Source organism: Marinitoga sp. 1197 (genome assembly GCF_001021165.1).
Lineage (GTDB): Bacteria > Thermotogota > Thermotogae > Petrotogales > Petrotogaceae > Marinitoga.
Window position 1 is genome coordinate 134,176 of the sequence record NZ_AZAY01000023.1, and the last position, 17,530, is coordinate 151,705.

The 17,530-nt window shown below is 26.3% G+C and carries 18 protein-coding genes and 1 tRNA gene; 15 read left to right on the top strand and 4 right to left on the bottom strand.

All coding sequences use genetic code 11. The features are described from left to right. Positions 1-5 precede the first annotated feature (5 nt). The 3 genes from X275_RS07065 to wecB all read left to right on the top strand — a co-directional run bounded on the left by X275_RS07065 (position 6) and on the right by wecB (position 3,642). Positions 6-1,328, top strand: a complete 1,323-nt coding sequence (locus X275_RS07065) for a hypothetical protein (protein ID WP_047268159.1) — start codon at positions 6-8, stop codon at positions 1,326-1,328. Between the two features lie 116 nt (positions 1,329-1,444). Further along, positions 1,445-2,440, top strand: a complete 996-nt coding sequence (locus X275_RS07070; protein WP_197072618.1) for an ERCC4 domain-containing protein — start codon at positions 1,445-1,447, stop codon at positions 2,438-2,440. Positions 2,441-2,523: 83 nt separating this feature from the next. Further along, positions 2,524-3,642, top strand: coding sequence for a non-hydrolyzing UDP-N-acetylglucosamine 2-epimerase (gene wecB / locus X275_RS07075; protein WP_047268160.1), 1,119 nt, complete (start codon positions 2,524-2,526; stop codon positions 3,640-3,642). A 38-nt stretch (positions 3,643-3,680) separates the two neighbouring features. Here wecB and X275_RS07080 read toward each other — a convergent pair whose 3' ends face one another. From X275_RS07080 to X275_RS07095, 4 genes are all read right to left on the bottom strand, one after another. Next, a complete protein-coding gene (locus X275_RS07080; RefSeq protein ID WP_047268161.1) occupies positions 3,681-6,296 on the bottom strand; it encodes a M1 family aminopeptidase in 2,616 nt (871 codons plus the stop codon). Then, positions 6,296-7,222, bottom strand: coding sequence for a DUF4097 family beta strand repeat-containing protein (locus X275_RS07085; protein ID WP_047268162.1), 927 nt, complete (start codon positions 7,220-7,222; stop codon positions 6,296-6,298). Before X275_RS07085 ends, X275_RS07080 begins: the two co-directional genes overlap by 1 nt. Then, positions 7,219-7,596: a DUF2089 domain-containing protein gene (locus X275_RS07090; protein ID WP_047265329.1), complete on the bottom strand. Its 378-nt coding sequence runs from the start codon at positions 7,594-7,596 to the stop codon at positions 7,219-7,221. Before X275_RS07090 ends, X275_RS07085 begins: the two co-directional genes overlap by 4 nt. A 125-nt stretch (positions 7,597-7,721) precedes the next feature. Beyond that, on the bottom strand, positions 7,722-8,312 hold the full coding sequence (locus tag X275_RS07095; RefSeq protein WP_047268163.1) for an isochorismatase family protein: 591 nt from the start codon (positions 8,310-8,312) through the stop codon (positions 7,722-7,724). Between the two features lie 216 nt (positions 8,313-8,528). On the opposite strand from X275_RS07095, the gene X275_RS07100 reads away from it, so the two are divergent. The 12 genes from X275_RS07100 to X275_RS07155 all read left to right on the top strand — a co-directional run bounded on the left by X275_RS07100 (position 8,529) and on the right by X275_RS07155 (position 17,514). Further along, the gene (locus X275_RS07100) at positions 8,529-9,677 is read left to right on the top strand and encodes a pyridoxal-phosphate-dependent aminotransferase family protein (RefSeq protein WP_047268164.1); all 1,149 of its coding nucleotides are present in this window, start codon (positions 8,529-8,531) and stop codon (positions 9,675-9,677) included. Between the two features lies 1 nt (position 9,678). Further along, positions 9,679-10,608, top strand: coding sequence for a D-2-hydroxyacid dehydrogenase (locus tag X275_RS07105; protein WP_047268165.1), 930 nt, complete (start codon positions 9,679-9,681; stop codon positions 10,606-10,608). Positions 10,609-10,689: 81 nt separating this feature from the next. After that, positions 10,690-10,872: a ferredoxin gene (locus X275_RS07110; protein ID WP_047265333.1), complete on the top strand. Its 183-nt coding sequence runs from the start codon at positions 10,690-10,692 to the stop codon at positions 10,870-10,872. Positions 10,873-11,051: 179 nt separating this feature from the next. Next, on the top strand, positions 11,052-11,876 hold the full coding sequence (gene minD / locus X275_RS07115) for a septum site-determining protein MinD (protein WP_047268166.1): 825 nt from the start codon (positions 11,052-11,054) through the stop codon (positions 11,874-11,876). Positions 11,877-11,881: 5 nt separating this feature from the next. Continuing rightward, the gene (locus X275_RS07120) at positions 11,882-12,172 is read left to right on the top strand and encodes a hypothetical protein (protein ID WP_047268167.1); all 291 of its coding nucleotides are present in this window, start codon (positions 11,882-11,884) and stop codon (positions 12,170-12,172) included. An 11-nt stretch (positions 12,173-12,183) separates the two neighbouring features. Continuing rightward, positions 12,184-12,582, top strand: a complete 399-nt coding sequence (locus tag X275_RS07125) for a secondary thiamine-phosphate synthase enzyme YjbQ (RefSeq protein WP_047268168.1) — start codon at positions 12,184-12,186, stop codon at positions 12,580-12,582. Between the two features lie 75 nt (positions 12,583-12,657). After that, positions 12,658-12,930 (top strand): hypothetical protein, encoded by a 273-nt coding sequence (locus tag X275_RS07130; protein ID WP_047268169.1) that lies wholly within the window; start codon positions 12,658-12,660, stop codon positions 12,928-12,930. 20 nt (positions 12,931-12,950) lie between these two features. Beyond that, positions 12,951-14,219, top strand: coding sequence for a cyclic nucleotide-binding domain-containing protein (locus tag X275_RS07135; protein WP_047268170.1), 1,269 nt, complete (start codon positions 12,951-12,953; stop codon positions 14,217-14,219). 11 nt (positions 14,220-14,230) lie between these two features. Next, complete coding sequence (locus X275_RS07140) at positions 14,231-15,235, top strand: glycosyltransferase family 4 protein (protein WP_047268171.1); 1,005 nt, start codon at positions 14,231-14,233, stop codon at positions 15,233-15,235. Further along, entirely contained in the window at positions 15,219-16,223 is a 1,005-nt protein-coding gene (locus X275_RS07145; protein ID WP_047268172.1) for a lysylphosphatidylglycerol synthase transmembrane domain-containing protein, read from the top strand. The genes X275_RS07140 and X275_RS07145 overlap by 17 nt, the downstream gene beginning before the upstream one ends. Positions 16,224-16,250: 27 nt before the next feature. Further along, entirely contained in the window at positions 16,251-17,396 is a 1,146-nt protein-coding gene (locus tag X275_RS07150) for a glycosyltransferase (protein WP_047268173.1), read from the top strand. A gap of 43 nt (positions 17,397-17,439) precedes the next feature. Further along, positions 17,440-17,514 (top strand) — tRNA-Val (locus X275_RS07155). Positions 17,515-17,530: the final 16 nt, after the last annotated feature.

The following is a 17,530-nucleotide window of genomic DNA, read 5'->3' on the forward strand; positions in this document are numbered from 1 at the left end:
GAATTATGAAAAAGTATTTGTTTGTGTTAATATTTTTAATGTTAATGTCGACAGTTTTTCCTTTTTATTTTGAAAATGATATAGAATATAAAATATTTATATATGATAAACTTTTAAATGGAGAAGTTTTAGAAACCTCCATAACTCCATATCCAGATAAATCAAAAAACGAAATAAAAATAAATATTCCATATTATTATACTAATAAATATGAATTAATACCGCTATTTCAAATAAAAAATAAAGACTATTCGTTTAAATTTTCTTTTACAACTAATTATCAGCTAAATTTTCAGATATATTTTGGGAAAAAAATAAATTCTTTCTGGTTTATAATTGGAAGATATAAAACAGATTGGTCATTATTAGAAAGAGGCGTGTTTTTATCAGACTCTTTACCATATGTTGATGGAATAACAGGTGGATTTACCACAGATTTTCTTTTTGGAGATATGGGCATATACTTTGGAGCATATGCTTTTAATTCTTATTTGACAGACGAAGAAAAAGAAATACAAAAGATGCAGATAGATGGAAATTCTGATAGAAGAAGTATAAATATGGGATATTATGAACCATATAAAACACTATTAATTCATAGATTAGACTTAAGACCAACAGATTTTTTAAGAATATCTTTCAATGAATTAAATTTAATAGGTGGAAAGTTTCCGGACTTAGTTGACCTGAATTTTATGAATGTTCTTCATAACACATATGGTGAAGGTTATTCAAACGCGATGTTGGCAATAGATGGTGAAATTATTCCTTTAAAAGGGATTAAATTATACGGTGAAATAGCAATGGATGATTTTGTTGTACCTCTTACAGAATCCGGTGCTGAAGATTATAAACCAACAGCTTTTGCATGGGGATATGGATTTCAATATGTATTTAAAGTATTTAATGGTTATTTAAATACAAAAATAGAAGATTATAAGATATATTCATGGATGTATAATAGATGGCAGGAGTTATTAAAATTTACGGGGCGATATATAGAAAATAATAAAATATATGATATTCCAATGGGTTATGATTATGGAAGTGGAATAGAAAGTCAATTATTTTCCATAGAATATATAAAAAATAAATTTAATATAAAACTTATATTTGAAAAAGTGGTTCAAGGTGAAATAAATTTGAGTACATCTTATTTTGATAAAACGTTAAAAGGAAATATTGAAACGTGGGAAGGACCTTATGGGAATATAAATGAGATTTATTATACAACATTAGATCTCAAATTAAATAATCTTTTGTTTAATATGAAACTCAGTAATTCTAATATAATTGAATATATGATAAATTATGAAATATCTTTTTAAAATATAAATAAAAATCATATAGTCCGCTGCAAGCGAGCTATAGCTCAAAAGTTTTTTTAATTAAAATCAAAAATTTTTAAACCAATACCCGCGGTAGCGTGTAAGTAGGTGAGAAAATGAATAAAAAAACTTTTTTTATATTAGAAAAAATAGAAAATAAAAGATTCCCATATAGATTAACCATTATTCAGGGGAACAAGATACTTTTATCTTTAAGAGTACAGGAAAAATGGCCGGGTCAAAAAGGGCATATTTTCTGTGTACGTGAAAAAGAAAATTTTATTTTAAAAAAAGAAAATATAATAGAAAAAGTTCCAATATTATATTTAAAACGTCTTGGGAAAAGGTTGGTAATGGCCCTTGATAGAGAAATGAGAAAAAGATGTGATTTTTTATTTTTAAAGAAAAAGTATAAAACGAAAGAAGGTGAATATGAGCAAATTTTCTGGAGAACAGAGCAGGGATTAAAACAAAACAAACCAAAAGTGAAACTAACAACATATTATCACGATACATTGAATATTATTATAGATTCAAATGAAAGATATCCGTGGAAATTTCCAAAAGCTATTATTTCAAAAAGAAAATTGCCAATAGGAGATTACGCCCTTGAAGATAACGGGGAAATATTAGGAGTAGTTGAAAGGAAAACTTTTGAAAATGTTATACATGAATTTTCGCAAATGGCAAATTTTCATCAACATTTAGTTAATTTAAAAGCTTATAAAAATTCTGCACTTGTAATTGAAGAAAATTATTCTGATTTTTTAAATGAAAATAAAATTAAGTATTATAGTTCATCTTATATGTTAAAAGCAATAGCGGAACTTTATGCATATCATAGCGATCTTACTATTGTGTTTGCGGGTAATAGAAAATTAGCTAATGAATGGACATATAGATATTTTGAAGCATTAAAATCACATAAAGAGGATGTTCCTCATTTTAAAATTGCAGAGATTATGGAAGATTATAAACCTTCACAAAAAAAGGAAGATATATATCTTGAAATAAAAAATAAAATAAAAAATGAATTTCCAGAATCATTTAAATTTTCATATTTGAAAAAAAATTTGATAATGTATCAGAGCACAAACTTAGAAAAATATTAAATCAATTAAGAGAAGAAGGATTAGTTTATCTTGAAAGAAAAGGAAATAAAAGTTTATGGAAAAAATGCAAAGGAGAGTGAATTATGAAAGTAGGATTGATTTTTGGAACAAGGCCAGAAGCAATAAAAATGGCTCCAGTTTATCATACATTGCGAAAATATGGAATTGATGCAAAAATAATAGCTACTGCTCAACACAGAGAAATGCTTGATCAGGTTTTAGAATTATTTGAAATAATACCTGATTATGATTTAAATGTTATGACTCATAGACAAACATTATCAGAATTGACAGGAAATTTAATAAATAAAATGGATTATGTTTTTAAGAACGAAAAATTTGATTATATCCTTGTTCAAGGAGATACCACATCTACGTTTATTGGAGCTTTAATATCTTTTTATTATAAGATTCCAGTTGGTCATGTTGAAGCAGGATTGAGGACGGATAATATATATAACCCATTTCCGGAAGAGATAAATAGAAGACTCACCGGTGTAATAAGTTCATTGCACTTTCCACCAACGCAAAAATCAAAGGAAAACCTATTGAAAGAGGGAATTCGTGAAGAAAAAATATATATAACAGGAAATACGGTAATAGATGCGTTATTATGGGTAATAGAAAAGAATAAAAATAAGATAGATAATATATTAGAAAAATATCAATTAAACAAGAAAAAATATATATTAATGACCATGCATAGAAGAGAAAATTGGGGAGAACCAATGAGTAATGTTATGAATGCGATAAAAGAATTTTTGTTAAAAAATGAAGATATATATTTAGTATTTCCTGTGCATTTAAATCCTGCTGTAAGAGATGTTGTATTTCCGATATTAAAAGGCGTAGAAAATGCAATCTTAATAGATCCAGTGGAATATCTTGAATTTACAGCTTTAATGTCCGGTTCGTATTTTATAATGACAGATTCTGGTGGAATACAGGAAGAAGCACCGGCGCTTGGAAAACCTACATTAGTTTTAAGGGAAACCACAGAAAGACCGGAAGCAATTTCAGCAGGTACTGCAAAATTAATAGGAACAGATAAAGAAAAAGTTTTAGAATGCATGAATAGATTAATATTCGATGAATCTTTTTATCTAAATATGTCAAAAGCAAAGAATCCATTTGGTGATGGAAGAGCGTCGATGAGAATAGCAAAAATATTATTAAATGAAAAAATAGATGAATTTAAATAGGATAAATAATAGCCAATCCATATGGATTGGCTATTATTTTATTTAACAATATTTCTTATGGTTGTATTTAAATATGTAGTAAAAGAAAATGTAAAAGCATTTGAGTTTTTAGAAGGTAAATTGTAGTAATTAAATTCAAAGTTAATAGGGATAATTTCATCTGTTATAAAATAAATTTTTGGTGACATTACAAAAGATAAACCATATAAATTTTCTGAATCTATTCTTTTATAAAATGCATTTAAGGAATAATTTATATTTCCAATAGAAAATAAATTGTAGATATTTGTTCTATTTTCAATTAGAATAGAAGAATTAAATATTTCCAGATTAGAACCATAAATTTCTTTTGCATAATCTTTGAAAGTTAATAATAAATTTTCTGAATCTTTTGTTAAAGGTATTTTATCATAAAGCGGATTAAATAATTTACTATCAGCATATTTAAATTCAAAACTCAATGAATTAAAAAATGGAAAATAGTTATCAAAAAAATATGCACCATTTAGTATATAAGCATTATTATAAAAATTGTTATTATTTATAAAATAATAACTTCCTGAAATATGAATTCCGAGATTATAAAGGTTTGAATAGACTATAGTTGGGCTAATATAAAAGTTATCAAAATCATATAAATTTCCTTTTAATATGATTTGTGATGTAGAAAAAATAGATTTTGAAAAGCTACCAATATCAATTTTTTCAGGTATAGAATATGATATTTCTCCATATAAATTTTGAAATGATGTATATAAACTTTTTGAATATCCTAAATTTAAAGTTGTCCATGGATTTGGTTTAAAATCAAAATTTGAAGAAATACCCGAATCTGTTAATATTAATTTTTGTGTTTCTTCTGAATAATTTACGGAATAGAAGCTACCTATTCCTAAACTATAGTAAGGATATTTTTCAAAAGATAAAAACATATGAGTTCTATTTGATAAATCGTCGCTTTTTGTTTTGATTTTTATTTTGTAAGCATCATATTTTGAAACATTCTGTGTTCCAAAAGAATCAATAAGAATAGGATAATGATTATTATGCCTTTCAACATCAAATGTATGCATATCAGGGTCTATATCAATTGAAATAATATCTTTTTTTTCAAATTCAACATTTTTTATAGTGGTAAAAATCTTTGTTGCATTTTTTGTAACAACTCTGATTTTTGTTGGTATTTTCATATTATTTAAATCAACAATGATTTTATCATTTTTTTGTTTTATAAAAGCATCAAATTTTTTTGGATTTTTAAAAAGGTCATATAGAATATCTTTACTTATATTTTTTGATAGAAATGCAATAAACTCATCTTCATTGACAGTCTTTTCTTTATATGTCATATAATACTCTGAGAGAATTTTTATAAAATTTTTTCTACCTAGATAATCTTCTATTGAAAATAAAGCTCTTTTACCTTTATTATAATATATATAGGATGAAAAATTTCCTGGAATTTTGTCAGCATCATCTGCGATAGCATTTTCAATGTTATAATAACCTATGGAAAAGATGGCATTTTGATCTAATTCTGAGAAATTTTTCGGTAGTATTTCAGAAAAAGTATCGGTTAATATATCTGGTAAATATGAATTGTATAATCTGTCATCACCATATTTTTCATACATCGAAATATGTGCAGAATAATCTGCTAAAGACTCACTCATGAAGTTATTTTTAATAAAATCAACTCCAACACCAATACCAAACCACATATGAGCTAATTCATGAGAAACAACATAAAAAGTTAAAGGTTCCAATAATCCCGGTAAAACTAGATCAGCCGTGGTAAAAAATCCATCACCTAACAAGAACATACCATCTGCAGCCATTCCATAAATTCCTGGATATGGATCTTGAAATACATTTATAGTGGAATATTTTAATTTTCCAAAATTTTTTGTATGTATTTCTAAAGCCTTTATTATATGTGTAGCCATTATAGCGGCTCTTTGTTCTTGACCTTTTCTAAACCATATATTTATTTTATAATTTTTACTGTTTAAAGTAAAATTCGTATATATTTTTTTATTAACAAATACAAGTGGCATTGAAACATATTTCCCTTCAGAATAATAAATGCCATTTTTAAATTTTCCAGAAATAACAGGGTAAAAATTAGAATTGTTATTTATTTTTAATGAAATAGTGTGATGTGGTAATGCATAATCAGAATTTTCACCTATTAATACAGGATACCATCCAAATCTCCATATAAATATATCATCAAATGCTACATTATCAGGGAAATTTTTTGAAAGAAAGTAAGTTTTAAATTTTATTATAATAGTTTTTTCATCAGTATTTACATTTAATATAGCATTTTTTATCTGATAATTTCTGAATTTCTTTGATTTATAATTCACAATAGAGTAATCTAAATAGTTTCTATTTTTATCCGTTACTTCTAATATTTCTATTTTTGTTTTTTTATAATCTTCAAACAAAGCATTTAAATAGGGATTTTCATGACTTTCAAGATTTGGAAATAATGCGAAATATGGCTTTTCTGTATTTTCTAAATCTACTCTTAATTTCCCTAAAATAGCCTTTTCCTTTTCTAATAATTTTACTTCAACATAATAATTAGCTGAGAATATAAATATATTTAAAAACATAAATATAGAGAAAAATAAAAATTTTTTCATTATATCCCTCCAATATTTTCATTTAGAAAAATTTCGGCATCTTTTTCTGTATAGCCTATATTTTTTAATAATTCCAATGCGAAATCTTTACTTATTTTTTCAGCTTTATATAACTCTAAAATTTTTCTTTCTTCTGCAGTGAGTAATTCATTAGTGGATAATTTATTTTCATTTTCTTTCGTATTCTTATTTGAAAAGTTATCCTGCTTACTAATTTGCTCTTTTAATTTAATTATTAAATCACCACTTACACCTTTAAAATCGATAAATCTTGAAGGAATATTATGGGAATTAATATCAAATTTTAAAGGGATATTGGAATGGATTTTGCCTGAAGGAGAAGCGCCTTTTTTTATAAAAACTATATCATTTCCAGAGATATAGATTTCCGTATCTCCAGAAACGGTTTTAATAAAAACGTTTTTAAATTTACTATCAAGATAATCTATATTACAATCTCCGGAAACATTTTTGATATCAACAGAATAAAAAATAGAATTAGAAGAACTTAAATCACCGCTTGTACTAAAAAATTCTAAATATTTTATTTTTGAATTATATATATTAATGTCTCCAGAAACAGTTTTTACTTTAAATTTTTCAAGTTCTAACTTATTTAATGATATATCACCGCTTACATTATTAATGTCAAAGCTAAAAATATTTTTATCCACTCTTAAATTAGCATTACCAGAAAATCCTGAATTAAATGAAAAACCAAATATTTTTGTTAGAAAAGAATCAGATTTTTGTTTAAAATTTAAATGCCATATTCCGTTTTTCACATAATTTTCTATTTCTATATTTTCTGGGAAATTATCATATTCAAAAAAAGTCTCTTTCCCTGTTGATATATCTAAATCTATTCCAACACCATTAAAACAGATTCCTTCAACTTTAGTTTCTGGAGTTAAAATGCCATTCATTTTTCCACCTTCCCCCCTCGTAAAATTTCTTTTGCTTCCTCAGGAGTTAATTCTCCTTTTTCAATTTTTTCTAATATTTTTAAAGTATTTATTTTAGGCTTCTCTTCTGCAAATCCCATAGCTCTAACAACTCCTTCTAAACGGGCTTTAGCAGTTGGATATGATATGCCTATTTCTTTTTGTACATCAGAAAGATTGCCTCTATTTTTAATAAAAATTTTTAAAAAATATAATTGTTCATCAGAAAGTTTAGCAAAATCATCTAAATAAAAACTTCCTCTAATAGTAACATCACACTCAGGACATTTAAATTCCGATATAACCAACTCTCCACCACAAACTGGACAATGTGTTAATCGATTATTTTTTTTCATATTTTCACCTTCCTCGGCAAAATTTTATTGTAATTAAATAATACCACTTAACTTCAAAAAAGTCAAGTGGTATTTTTATTATTTTAATAATCACTTTATAATATTTTATTTTAAACAACTAAAAATCAAATAATTTTTACTTTATCATTTAATTTTTCTGATTTCAATATGTCTTTCATTGATTTCTTGTTAACTGATTTTATAAAATCATTTATGACTAAAATATCAAATTCTTTATTTATAGCTGTTTTTATAGTTTCTAGTACACAAACATCTCCGGCTAAACCAAAAATTATTAATTTTTTAATTTTATTTTTATTTAAATATTCTTCTAATCCATTGTCGTTTTTTGATTTAAAATCTTCAAAAAAAGCAGAATAGCTATCAGTATTTTTGGTAATTCCTTTTTTTACAATAAAATCATATGTTTTTATAAAAAGTTTATTTCCGTATGTTCCTTTTACACAGTGTGGTGGCCATGTTTGAAAAGAACTATGATTTTCTGGATGATCATCTTTGCTTGTAATAATTAAATATCCAGATTTTTTAGCGCTTTCTAAAAAATCATTGATAGATTTAATCCAAATTTCATTTGTTCCATCAACTGGAAGTTCTTTTGGACACCTTAATGTAAATCCATTCTGACAATCAACACATAATATAGCACTATTTTCTGAAGTAAAATTTAATTTTTCTATTTTGGATAAAATTTCCATTTTCCCACCTCCATAATATGATTTGATTTTATATTAAATATTATACTATAATAATAAAATTAAGAAAAACATAAATATAATGAAAAATTTTTCATTTTTTGAAGAATTTTGAATTTTTTTAACTTTTGAGAGGTTTTTAAAAAAATAAATAAGTATGGTATAATCATTGAGAGAATATCAAATATAGGATACCAAAATTTCAAGGGAGGTTTAAACATGGCAAAGATGATAAGAAAAAATTATTTATTAGCCCCAGGTCCAACACCTGTTCCTATTGATCTGCTTTTAGAAGGAGCTAAAGATACAATACATCATAGAACTCCACAATATTTAGAAATTCAAAAAATTGCTTTAGAAGGGGCTAAATATATTTTTAGAACAGAAAATCCCGTATTTATATTATCTTCTTCAGGTACGGGGGCAATGGAAACAGCAGTTGCCAATACTTTAAATCCAGGAGATAAAGCTATTGTTGTTGTAGCAGGTAAATTTGGAGAAAGATGGTTGGAAATTTGTAATGCTTATGGTATTGAACCAATAGTTGTAGATTTAGAGTGGGGAGATTATGTTAGACCTGAAACAATAAAAGAATTATTGGATGAAAATCCTGATACAAAAGTTGTATTTACAACATTAAGTGAAACATCGACAGGTACAGTTCATCCGGTAAAGGAAATAGCTGAAATAGTAAAAAATAAAGACACTATTATTGCAGTTGATGCTATTAGTGGAATGTTAGCTCAGCCATTAGAAATGGATTCTTGGGGGTTAGATATTGTAGTAACAGGTGTTCAAAAAGGTTTTATGATGCCTCCTGGAATAGCTTTAATTAGCGTAAGTGAAAAAGCATGGAAGATTATTGATGAAAATAAAAATCATCACTATTATTTTGATTTAAAAGCATATAAGAAAAAATATCCTGATTCACCGTATACACCACCTGTTAATTTAGTATATCAACTGGCAAAATCTGTTCAAATGATTGAAGAAGAAGGTATTGAAAATGTTTGGGAAAGACATAGAATAATGGCAGATGCTACAAGAGCAGCTGTGCAGGCAATGGGATTAGAATTATTTGCAAAAAATCCAGGCAATGTATTAACCTCAATAAAAGTTCCTGAAAATATTGATGGTGGGAAAATATTAAAATATTTAAGAGATGAAGAAGGAGTAACATTTGCTGGTGGTCAGGCTCATTTGAAAGGAAAAATAATAAGAATAGCTCACTTAGGATATATGTCAAAGTATGATGTGATTGTTGGGATTAGTGCATTGGAAATGGCATTGAAAAAATTTGGATTTGATGTTGAATTGGGTTCAGGTGTAAGAGCGGCTCAAGAAGTCTTTATGAAAGAAGGTGTATAATATGTGGATACATATTAACGATCCTTTAGCAGAAGAGGCAACAACGAAGTTAAAAGACCTATTACCTGAAGTAAAAATAACAATAGAACATTTTGATGCTGAAGAATTAAAAGAAAAGGTTAAGGATTTTGATGTTTTAGTAGTTAGGAGCGCAACGAAGGTTACAAAAGATATTATAGAAAATGGGAAAAATTTGAAATTAATAGCAAGGGCTGGTATGGGTTTGGATAATGTAGATCTTGAAGCTGCAAAAGAAAAAAATATAAAGGTTATAAATACACCAGGAGCAAATTCTTTATCGGTTGCCGAATTGGTTGTTGGATATATGTTATCTATTTATCGACATATAGTTACTGGAACAGTTTCTTTAAGAGAAAAAAGATGGGAAAAGAAAACATTAAAAGGGGTTGAATTAACAGGAAAAACTCTTGGTATTGTAGGTTTTGGACATATTGGAAAATTAGTAAGAAAATTAGTCACAGGTTTTGATATGAAAGTTCTTGTTTTTGATGTTTTTGAGATACCAGAAGAAATTCAAAAAGAGCATAATGTAAAGCAAGTATCAATGGAAGAATTATTGAAAAATGCTGATGTTATAACTTTACATGTTCCTTTAAATGAAAAAACAAGACATTTGATTTCAGACAAAGAATTTGAAGTGATGAAAAATAATGTTATTATTATAAATGCTGCAAGAGGCGGTGTAGTAGACGAAGAGGCATTATTAAAATATCTGGAAAATGGTAAAGTGTTGGGAGCGGGTTTAGATGTTTTTGAAACAGAACCACCAGTTTCAGAAGTTCAGATGAAATTACTAAATCACCCAATGGTTGTGGCAACACCACATATTGGCGCAACAACTAAGGAAGCACAGCGAAGGGTTGGATTAGAATTAGTAGATAAAATAGTTGAAATAGTAAAAAATATGTAATTTGTTAAATTCTTTTAATATATAATGCTGAATTTTGAGTTATAATAGGAATGGTTATTTTAATAAATGGAGGTGTTAAGGGTGAAAGTATTTGTGGATCAAGATGCATGTATTGGATGTGGAGTATGTGAAAATTTATGTCCAGATGTATTTAAAATTAACGATGAAGGAAAAGCTGAAGTTTTAACAGCAGAAACAGATTTACCTTGCGCACAAGATGCAGCAGATTCCTGTCCAACACAGGCTATTTCAATTGAAGAATAACATAGAGGTCGGTCATTGAGACCGACCTTTTTTTTTCTTACCTAAAAAATAATTTGAAAAACAAAATAAACTAAAAACCAAAAAAAACAATTCTTTAATTGGTTTTTTAATTTTGATATTTAAAAAAAATGTTGTATAATATGTAATGAAATTTAAATACAGTTTTGGAGGGGGCATTTATGAAAAAAAGTAAAGTTATTGTAATCACCTCTGGAAAGGGGGGAGTAGGGAAAACTACTATTTCTGCAAATATTGGAGCATCATTAGCTTTAATGGGGTATGATGTTTGTTTAATTGATGCTGATATAGGACTTAAAAACCTGGATTTAGTTTTAGGACTTGAAAATAGAATAGTTTATACTATATTAGATGTAATAAAAGGTGGAAAATCTCCACTGGAAGCGGTTGTAAAACATAAGCAAATAAAGAAATTAAATTTATTGGCGTCATCTCAAATAGCAAATAAGGATATGATATCTCCGGAGGATATGAAATTTATTATCAGTGAGCTTTCAAAACACTTTGATTATGTTATTGTGGATTCTCCAGCTGGTATAGAAAGAGGATTTAAAAATGCAGTAGTAGCAGCTCAACATGCGATAGTAGTTACTACTCCTGAATTAACTGCAATAAGTGATGCAGATAGAGTTATCGGTTTATTAGAAAATGAAAAATTTCAAGAAGACAATATATCATTAATAGTTAATAGAATAAAATTACATATGATAAATAAAAATGAGATGCTTTCTCCTGAAGATATAAGAACAGGATTAGCAGTTGAATTATTAGGAGTTGTTCCTGATAGTGAAGAAATAATTATTGCTACAAATAAAGGGATTCCAATTACACTTGAAGATAATTCAAAAATTTCAAATATATTTATGAACATTGCTCAAAGAATTGCTGGAAAGGAAAATCCAATAGAAAATGATTTCGCGCTTTTAAAAGATGATTCTAAAAAAGGATTCATGAGATTTTTTCAAAAGATGTTTGGTGGCAGGTGATTTGAATGGGTTGGTTTAATTTTGGTAAAAAGAAAGCCAGCAGAGATGTTGCACTGAAGAGAATGCAAAATTTAGTTGGTAACAGAAGAGAAAAAATATCAACCCTTTCATCAAGGAATATGGGAAGTGTTGCTATTGCTGAAAGATATAATTTTAATATTAACGCAAATGAAGTTTCAAAAATGATTAGAGATTATGTTAAGAAAAAAACCAAAATAGATGGTAAAAATGTTAAAGTTCATATAAGCAAAGATGAAAATGGTTATACAATAGTAACTAATATATTTTTCAAATGAGGGGTGGAGAAATGCTGGAAAAATTTTCTATCAATACCTCAAGAAGAGCTGAATTAATAGATATTACACACATTATTCGTGATTTTGTGAAGAAAAGTAAAATAAATGAAGGAATAGCTGTGATTTTTGTACCTCATACAACGGCGGGGATAACTATTAATGAAAATGCAGACCCTTCGGTGAAGAAAGATATGGATTTGTTTTTGAATAAGTTGATACCTTCTGAAGATTATTTTACACATATGGAAGGCAACTCTGATTCTCATATAAAATCAACATTAGTAGGACCATCATTAAGTGTAATAATTGAAAATAATAATATATTATTAGGAACATGGCAGGGAATATATTTTTATGAATTTGATGGGCCAAGGCACAGAAGCTTTTATATTAAAATAATTAAAGGCTAAGCGGGAATTCCCGCTTTTTTTAATTGAATTGATTTTCTTAATTTATTGAGGTATAATTTAATATGGGGTGGGCATATGGAAAAAATAAAATTCATAGAGGAAAAAGTGATTCAAGAAGAAAATGAATATCCTATAGGATTAATAGTATTAAAAAAAGGTGATTTATTATGTCAATCATATTTTTGTGATTATCGGAAAATATACATAAATAAAGGTATATTTTCAGAAGAATTTTTATTTCAATTAAAAAACAATGAATTTTTAAAAAATATAAATGAGTTTTTTTCTAAAATTATTTCTTATAAAATAGCTACATTAAGGCCAGATGGGATATTGCATTTTAGATAAATAAAATTGGAAGTGATTATATGAAAGAAATTTTATATGCTCCTGAAATAATACTTGTTAATGAGGGAGAAATAGTTAATGAATTAATATTATTAAAAGAAGGAAAATTAGAAACATTTTCCACTTTTTGTAACTATTCTTCAATAGAAAATAATGGAATATTTGGTGCTGAAATTATAATTCCTGGCACCAAATCTTTTGAAACAATAAGAATTATTGAAAATAGTAGAGTTGTTTTAATTGAAAAGGAATTATCAGAAAAATTTTTACTTTCTAACTCAAATTTAATTATTCATTTAATAAAAAAATATATTTTGAAGATTATAGCTTTAAACAATAAAATTTATGGAGCATTTAAGAGTAATAAAGAGAATATAGTAGATAAAAATCTTACAAAATCAGAATTATCAAAAAAATATTTAAAAATAACAAGAAGAAAGATATTTCATCATATTAATGACGAACAATTTCAAATATATATTAAAGCAAGAAAGTTATTTAATAGTGGCAAGATAAAAGAATCTTTAAATGAATTCAAAAGAGTACAATATAGAAGGTTTGACATATATTTTCAAGCTGAAATAGAAATATGGAAATATTTATGTATGATTTTAATATCTCCAGATAAAAAATATTATTTAGAAAAAACATTAAAAGAAAAATATCCGTTTATTAGAGAATTATTTTCTTTTATGGTTTTTGAAAGTATCATAACAAATTCTCCATTAACAAAACCTCTTATTACATATTTAAAAAGTGGTTATTTAATTCCATCAAATACTGTATTGTTTTACGAAGGAGAAGAAGGAGATTGGGCTTTTATGATATTAACAGGAAATGTAAGGATTTCTAAGTTTAATTATAATAACGAAAAATTGTTGGCGATTTTATCAAATGAAGAAGTAGTAGGAGAAATAGCATGTTTTAAAGATATTCAAAGAACCGCAACGGTATTTACTTCTACTCCTTTACAATTAATAATTATTGAAAAAAATAATCTGGATGAGTTGGTTCTCTCGAACCCTGGGTTTGGATTGAAAATATTGAAAAATTTGATAAAACGTTTAGATTTTGAAAGATATTTCCTTTCTCCATTATCTTTTGAAGAAAAGTTAAACTTTATGATAAAAAAATATGGTAAAAATACATTGAATAAATCTCAGTTGAAAATAGAAGAGATTAGGGAATTGTTTAGAATTTCTGATAAAAAAGACAATGAATTAATAGAATATTTATTTAAATCTAATATTGCAACATTAAGAGCAGATGGTACTTTAAAGTTTTTATAGGAGGGAATAATTTGAAAATATTATTATATTCTGAAAGTAAAAGCTTATTTAAAAAATCAGGTGTTGGTAAAGCATTAGAACATCAGATTGAAGCATTAAAATTAGCTGGGGTTGAATTTACTTTAAATCCTAAAGATTACTATGATATAGCTCATATTAACACTATAGGTCCTTTAAGTGAGAGAATATTAGATGAGTCAAAAAAAAATAAAAAAGTGGTAATAGTTCACACACACACAACTTATGAAGATTTTAAGAATAGCTTTATGTTTAGCAATCTTTTTGCACCTTTTATAAAAAAAAGACTTATTAAGATGTATTCAAAAGCAGATTTATTAATTTCACCGTCAGAATATACAAAAGAATTAATTTTATCTTATGGAATAAAAAACAAAGTTATGGTTGTTTCAAACGGTGTTGATATAAAGAAATTTAATTGTAAAAATTATAATGGTGAAAAGTTTAGAAAATATTTTAATATAAAGAAACCATTAATAATATCGGTGGGATTACCTTTTGAAAGAAAAGGAATTTTAGATTTTCATAGATTAGCTAAGACACTTCCACAATATGATTTTGTATGGTTGGGAGCTAAAATGAATATAATTCCTAAAAAAATAAGAAAGATATTAAAACAAGAATTAAAAAATTTAAAATTTCCAGGATATGTGGAGGAGGAATTATTATTAGCAGCTTTTTGTGAAGCTAAGCTTTTTTTATTTCCAAGTTATGAAGAAAATGAAGGTATTGTTGTATTAGAAGCATTAGCTTCACAAACACCTTTAATAATAAGAGATATTCCAGTATATAAAAATTGGTTGATTCATAAAAAAAATTGTTTAAAATCAAGGACTTTTGATGATTTTATAAAAAATATAGATCTGATAATAAATAAAAAGATAGATGTGAAAGCAATGATAGATAATGGAAGAAAAGTTGCGATTGAAAGAGATTTAAAAAATATTGGAATTAAATTGAAAAAAATATATGGTGATATTTATGAAAAAAGAGTATAAGAATGCAATAGGAGTTATTTCCTCTATTATTATAGGGATATTTGTTATAGTATTTATTGAAAATTTTTATAAAACAAATATTTTGAAAGAAATACAAAGAATAAATTTAAATGATATTATTATAGTTTTTTTTATATATTTTATGGGATACATAGTTGATTCTATTAGATATTCAATAATTATAAAGCAATTTGGAGGAAAAATAAATTTTTTTTCCTTATTTTATAACAATGTAATGGGATTATTTTTTTCTTCAATAACACCTTTTGCAGCTGGAGGACAGCCATATCAAATTTATCATTTAAATAAACATGGGTTGGATATAGAACATTCTACTAATATAGTTGTTTCCCGATTCATTACAGCAATGTTTTTGAATTTGATAATAGCTTTTATATCTTATAAAAAAGTTATAAGTTCTCTTAATGGTACAGGTGTTGAATCGGCATTAATTAATCTGGGGCTATTTATTTCTTCATTAATAACTATTATAATTTTGGTGGTTTTTATAAACTCTGATATTATAATGCAAATCTTAAACTTTTTAAAATTTAAAAAAATTAATAAACTGAAAAATAAATATATAAAATGGTCAAATAATTTGAAAAAAAGTATAGCCTTTCTCTGGAATGAAAAAACACACATAATGTTTTTAGATATTTTTTTAAACTTGTTTGTTTTATCTTTACAGGCTTATTCTCTTTTTTATTTATTTGTAAAATATGCGAATTTGAGTAATAATATTGATAATTTTTTTATTGTATTTGGTAGTATGATGTTATTGAACATGGTGGTATACTATATACCTACACCTGGTGCCAGTGGAACAATCGAAGCATCATATCAGTTAATTTTCTCTTCCATATTAAAAATTCAAAACGGAGTATTTTTAGCTATAATAGGGTGGAGATTTGCAACATATTATATGCAAATAATATTAGGAATTATGATGCGAGTTTTTGTTAAAGCGTTTTTAAAAGATGTCTGATAAAATTGAATATAAGGAGTGGAATAAATGAATATAGGAATATTTTCAGATGTGTATTTTCCACAAAAAAATGGAGTTTCAACAGCGGTTAAATTATATAAAGAAGAAATGGAAAAATTGGGACATAATGTATATTTATTTGTACCAAGGTATTCAAGAAGTCATAAAAGGAATGAAAAGAATGTATTTGAATTTCCTGCTATAAAATTTTTATTTGAAAAAGAGCAAAGAATTGCATTGCCTATATCTACAGATATTTTTAAAATTAAGGATTTAAATTTAGATATAATACATTCTCAGGACCCCTTTTCTATGGGGATTTTTGCGGAATTTTTGTCAAAATTATTGAAGATAAAACATGTAGGTACACATCATACGATGTATGAATATTATAGAAATTATTTACCTTTAATTATTAGACCAACGTTAAAACAAACTCAAAGAATGATAAAAAATTGGTGTTTAAAATTGGATAAAGTCATATCTCCGACAAAAAATATAAAAGATCTTCTTGTTAGCTACGGAGTACCAGATGATCATATTATTGTAATTCCAACTGGGATAGACACAAAAAAATTTAATGAAGAAGTAAAGTGGAATATCAGGGAAGAATTTGGTATTTTGCCAGAAGAAAAAATATTATTATTTGTTGGAAGATTAGGGCCAGAAAAGAATATAGATTTTTTAATAAGAGTATTTCACAAGGTGTTTCATGAAGAAAGAAATATAAGATTTGTTATTATTGGAGACGGTATAGAGAGAAATAAATTAGAAGAATTAGTTATAGATTTAGATTTACATGAAAATGTAATATTTGCTGGAGGGCAACCAAGAGAAAAAGTATTAGATGCATATAAGCAGGCAGAATTATTTATTTTTGCTTCATATACAGAAACACAGGGACTTGTGGTATTAGAATCAATGGCAGCTGGAACTCCAGTTGTTGCTTTAGGGAAAATGGGAGTATATGATCTTTTAAATCATGAAAATGCTGGTGGCATTATGCTAACCGAATTAAATGAAGATGAATTTGTCCATGAAATTTTAAATGTAATTAGAAATAAGGAATTATACAATATATTGTCTAAAAATGCGATAAATTTTGTAAATGAGAATTATTCAATAGAAGTTTCTGTAAAAAAAATAATAGAAGTATATAAGAATCTTCTATAATATTGACAAAAAATAATTTTTATGATAAAATATCTCAGGTAGTGGGTGCTTAGCTCAGTGGGAGAGCGCTTCCTTGACGCGGAAGAGGTCGCAGGTTCAATCCCTGCAGCACCCACCATTTTTTATTGAGGAGA

Bases quoted from the DNA above. Each gene is read 5' to 3' on its own strand.
- X275_RS07065 (WP_047268159.1), top strand. From the start codon at position 6: ATGAAAAAGTATTTGTTTGTGTTAATATTTTTAATGTTAATGTCGACA.
- X275_RS07070 (WP_197072618.1), top strand. From the start codon at position 1,445: ATGAATAAAAAAACTTTTTTTATATTAGAAAAAATAGAAAATAAAAGA.
- wecB (WP_047268160.1), top strand. From the start codon at position 2,524: ATGAAAGTAGGATTGATTTTTGGAACAAGGCCAGAAGCAATAAAAATG.
- X275_RS07080 (WP_047268161.1), bottom strand. From the start codon at position 6,296: ATGAAAAAATTTTTATTTTTCTCTATATTTATGTTTTTAAATATATTT.
- X275_RS07085 (WP_047268162.1), bottom strand. From the start codon at position 7,222: ATGAATGGCATTTTAACTCCAGAAACTAAAGTTGAAGGAATCTGTTTT.
- X275_RS07090 (WP_047265329.1), bottom strand. From the start codon at position 7,596: ATGAAAAAAAATAATCGATTAACACATTGTCCAGTTTGTGGTGGAGAG.
- X275_RS07095 (WP_047268163.1), bottom strand. From the start codon at position 8,312: ATGGAAATTTTATCCAAAATAGAAAAATTAAATTTTACTTCAGAAAAT.
- X275_RS07100 (WP_047268164.1), top strand. From the start codon at position 8,529: ATGGCAAAGATGATAAGAAAAAATTATTTATTAGCCCCAGGTCCAACA.
- X275_RS07105 (WP_047268165.1), top strand. From the start codon at position 9,679: ATGTGGATACATATTAACGATCCTTTAGCAGAAGAGGCAACAACGAAG.
- minD (WP_047268166.1), top strand. From the start codon at position 11,052: ATGAAAAAAAGTAAAGTTATTGTAATCACCTCTGGAAAGGGGGGAGTA.
- X275_RS07120 (WP_047268167.1), top strand. From the start codon at position 11,882: ATGGGTTGGTTTAATTTTGGTAAAAAGAAAGCCAGCAGAGATGTTGCA.
- X275_RS07125 (WP_047268168.1), top strand. From the start codon at position 12,184: ATGCTGGAAAAATTTTCTATCAATACCTCAAGAAGAGCTGAATTAATA.
- X275_RS07130 (WP_047268169.1), top strand. From the start codon at position 12,658: ATGGAAAAAATAAAATTCATAGAGGAAAAAGTGATTCAAGAAGAAAAT.
- X275_RS07135 (WP_047268170.1), top strand. From the start codon at position 12,951: ATGAAAGAAATTTTATATGCTCCTGAAATAATACTTGTTAATGAGGGA.
- X275_RS07145 (WP_047268172.1), top strand. From the start codon at position 15,219: ATGAAAAAAGAGTATAAGAATGCAATAGGAGTTATTTCCTCTATTATT.
- X275_RS07150 (WP_047268173.1), top strand. From the start codon at position 16,251: ATGAATATAGGAATATTTTCAGATGTGTATTTTCCACAAAAAAATGGA.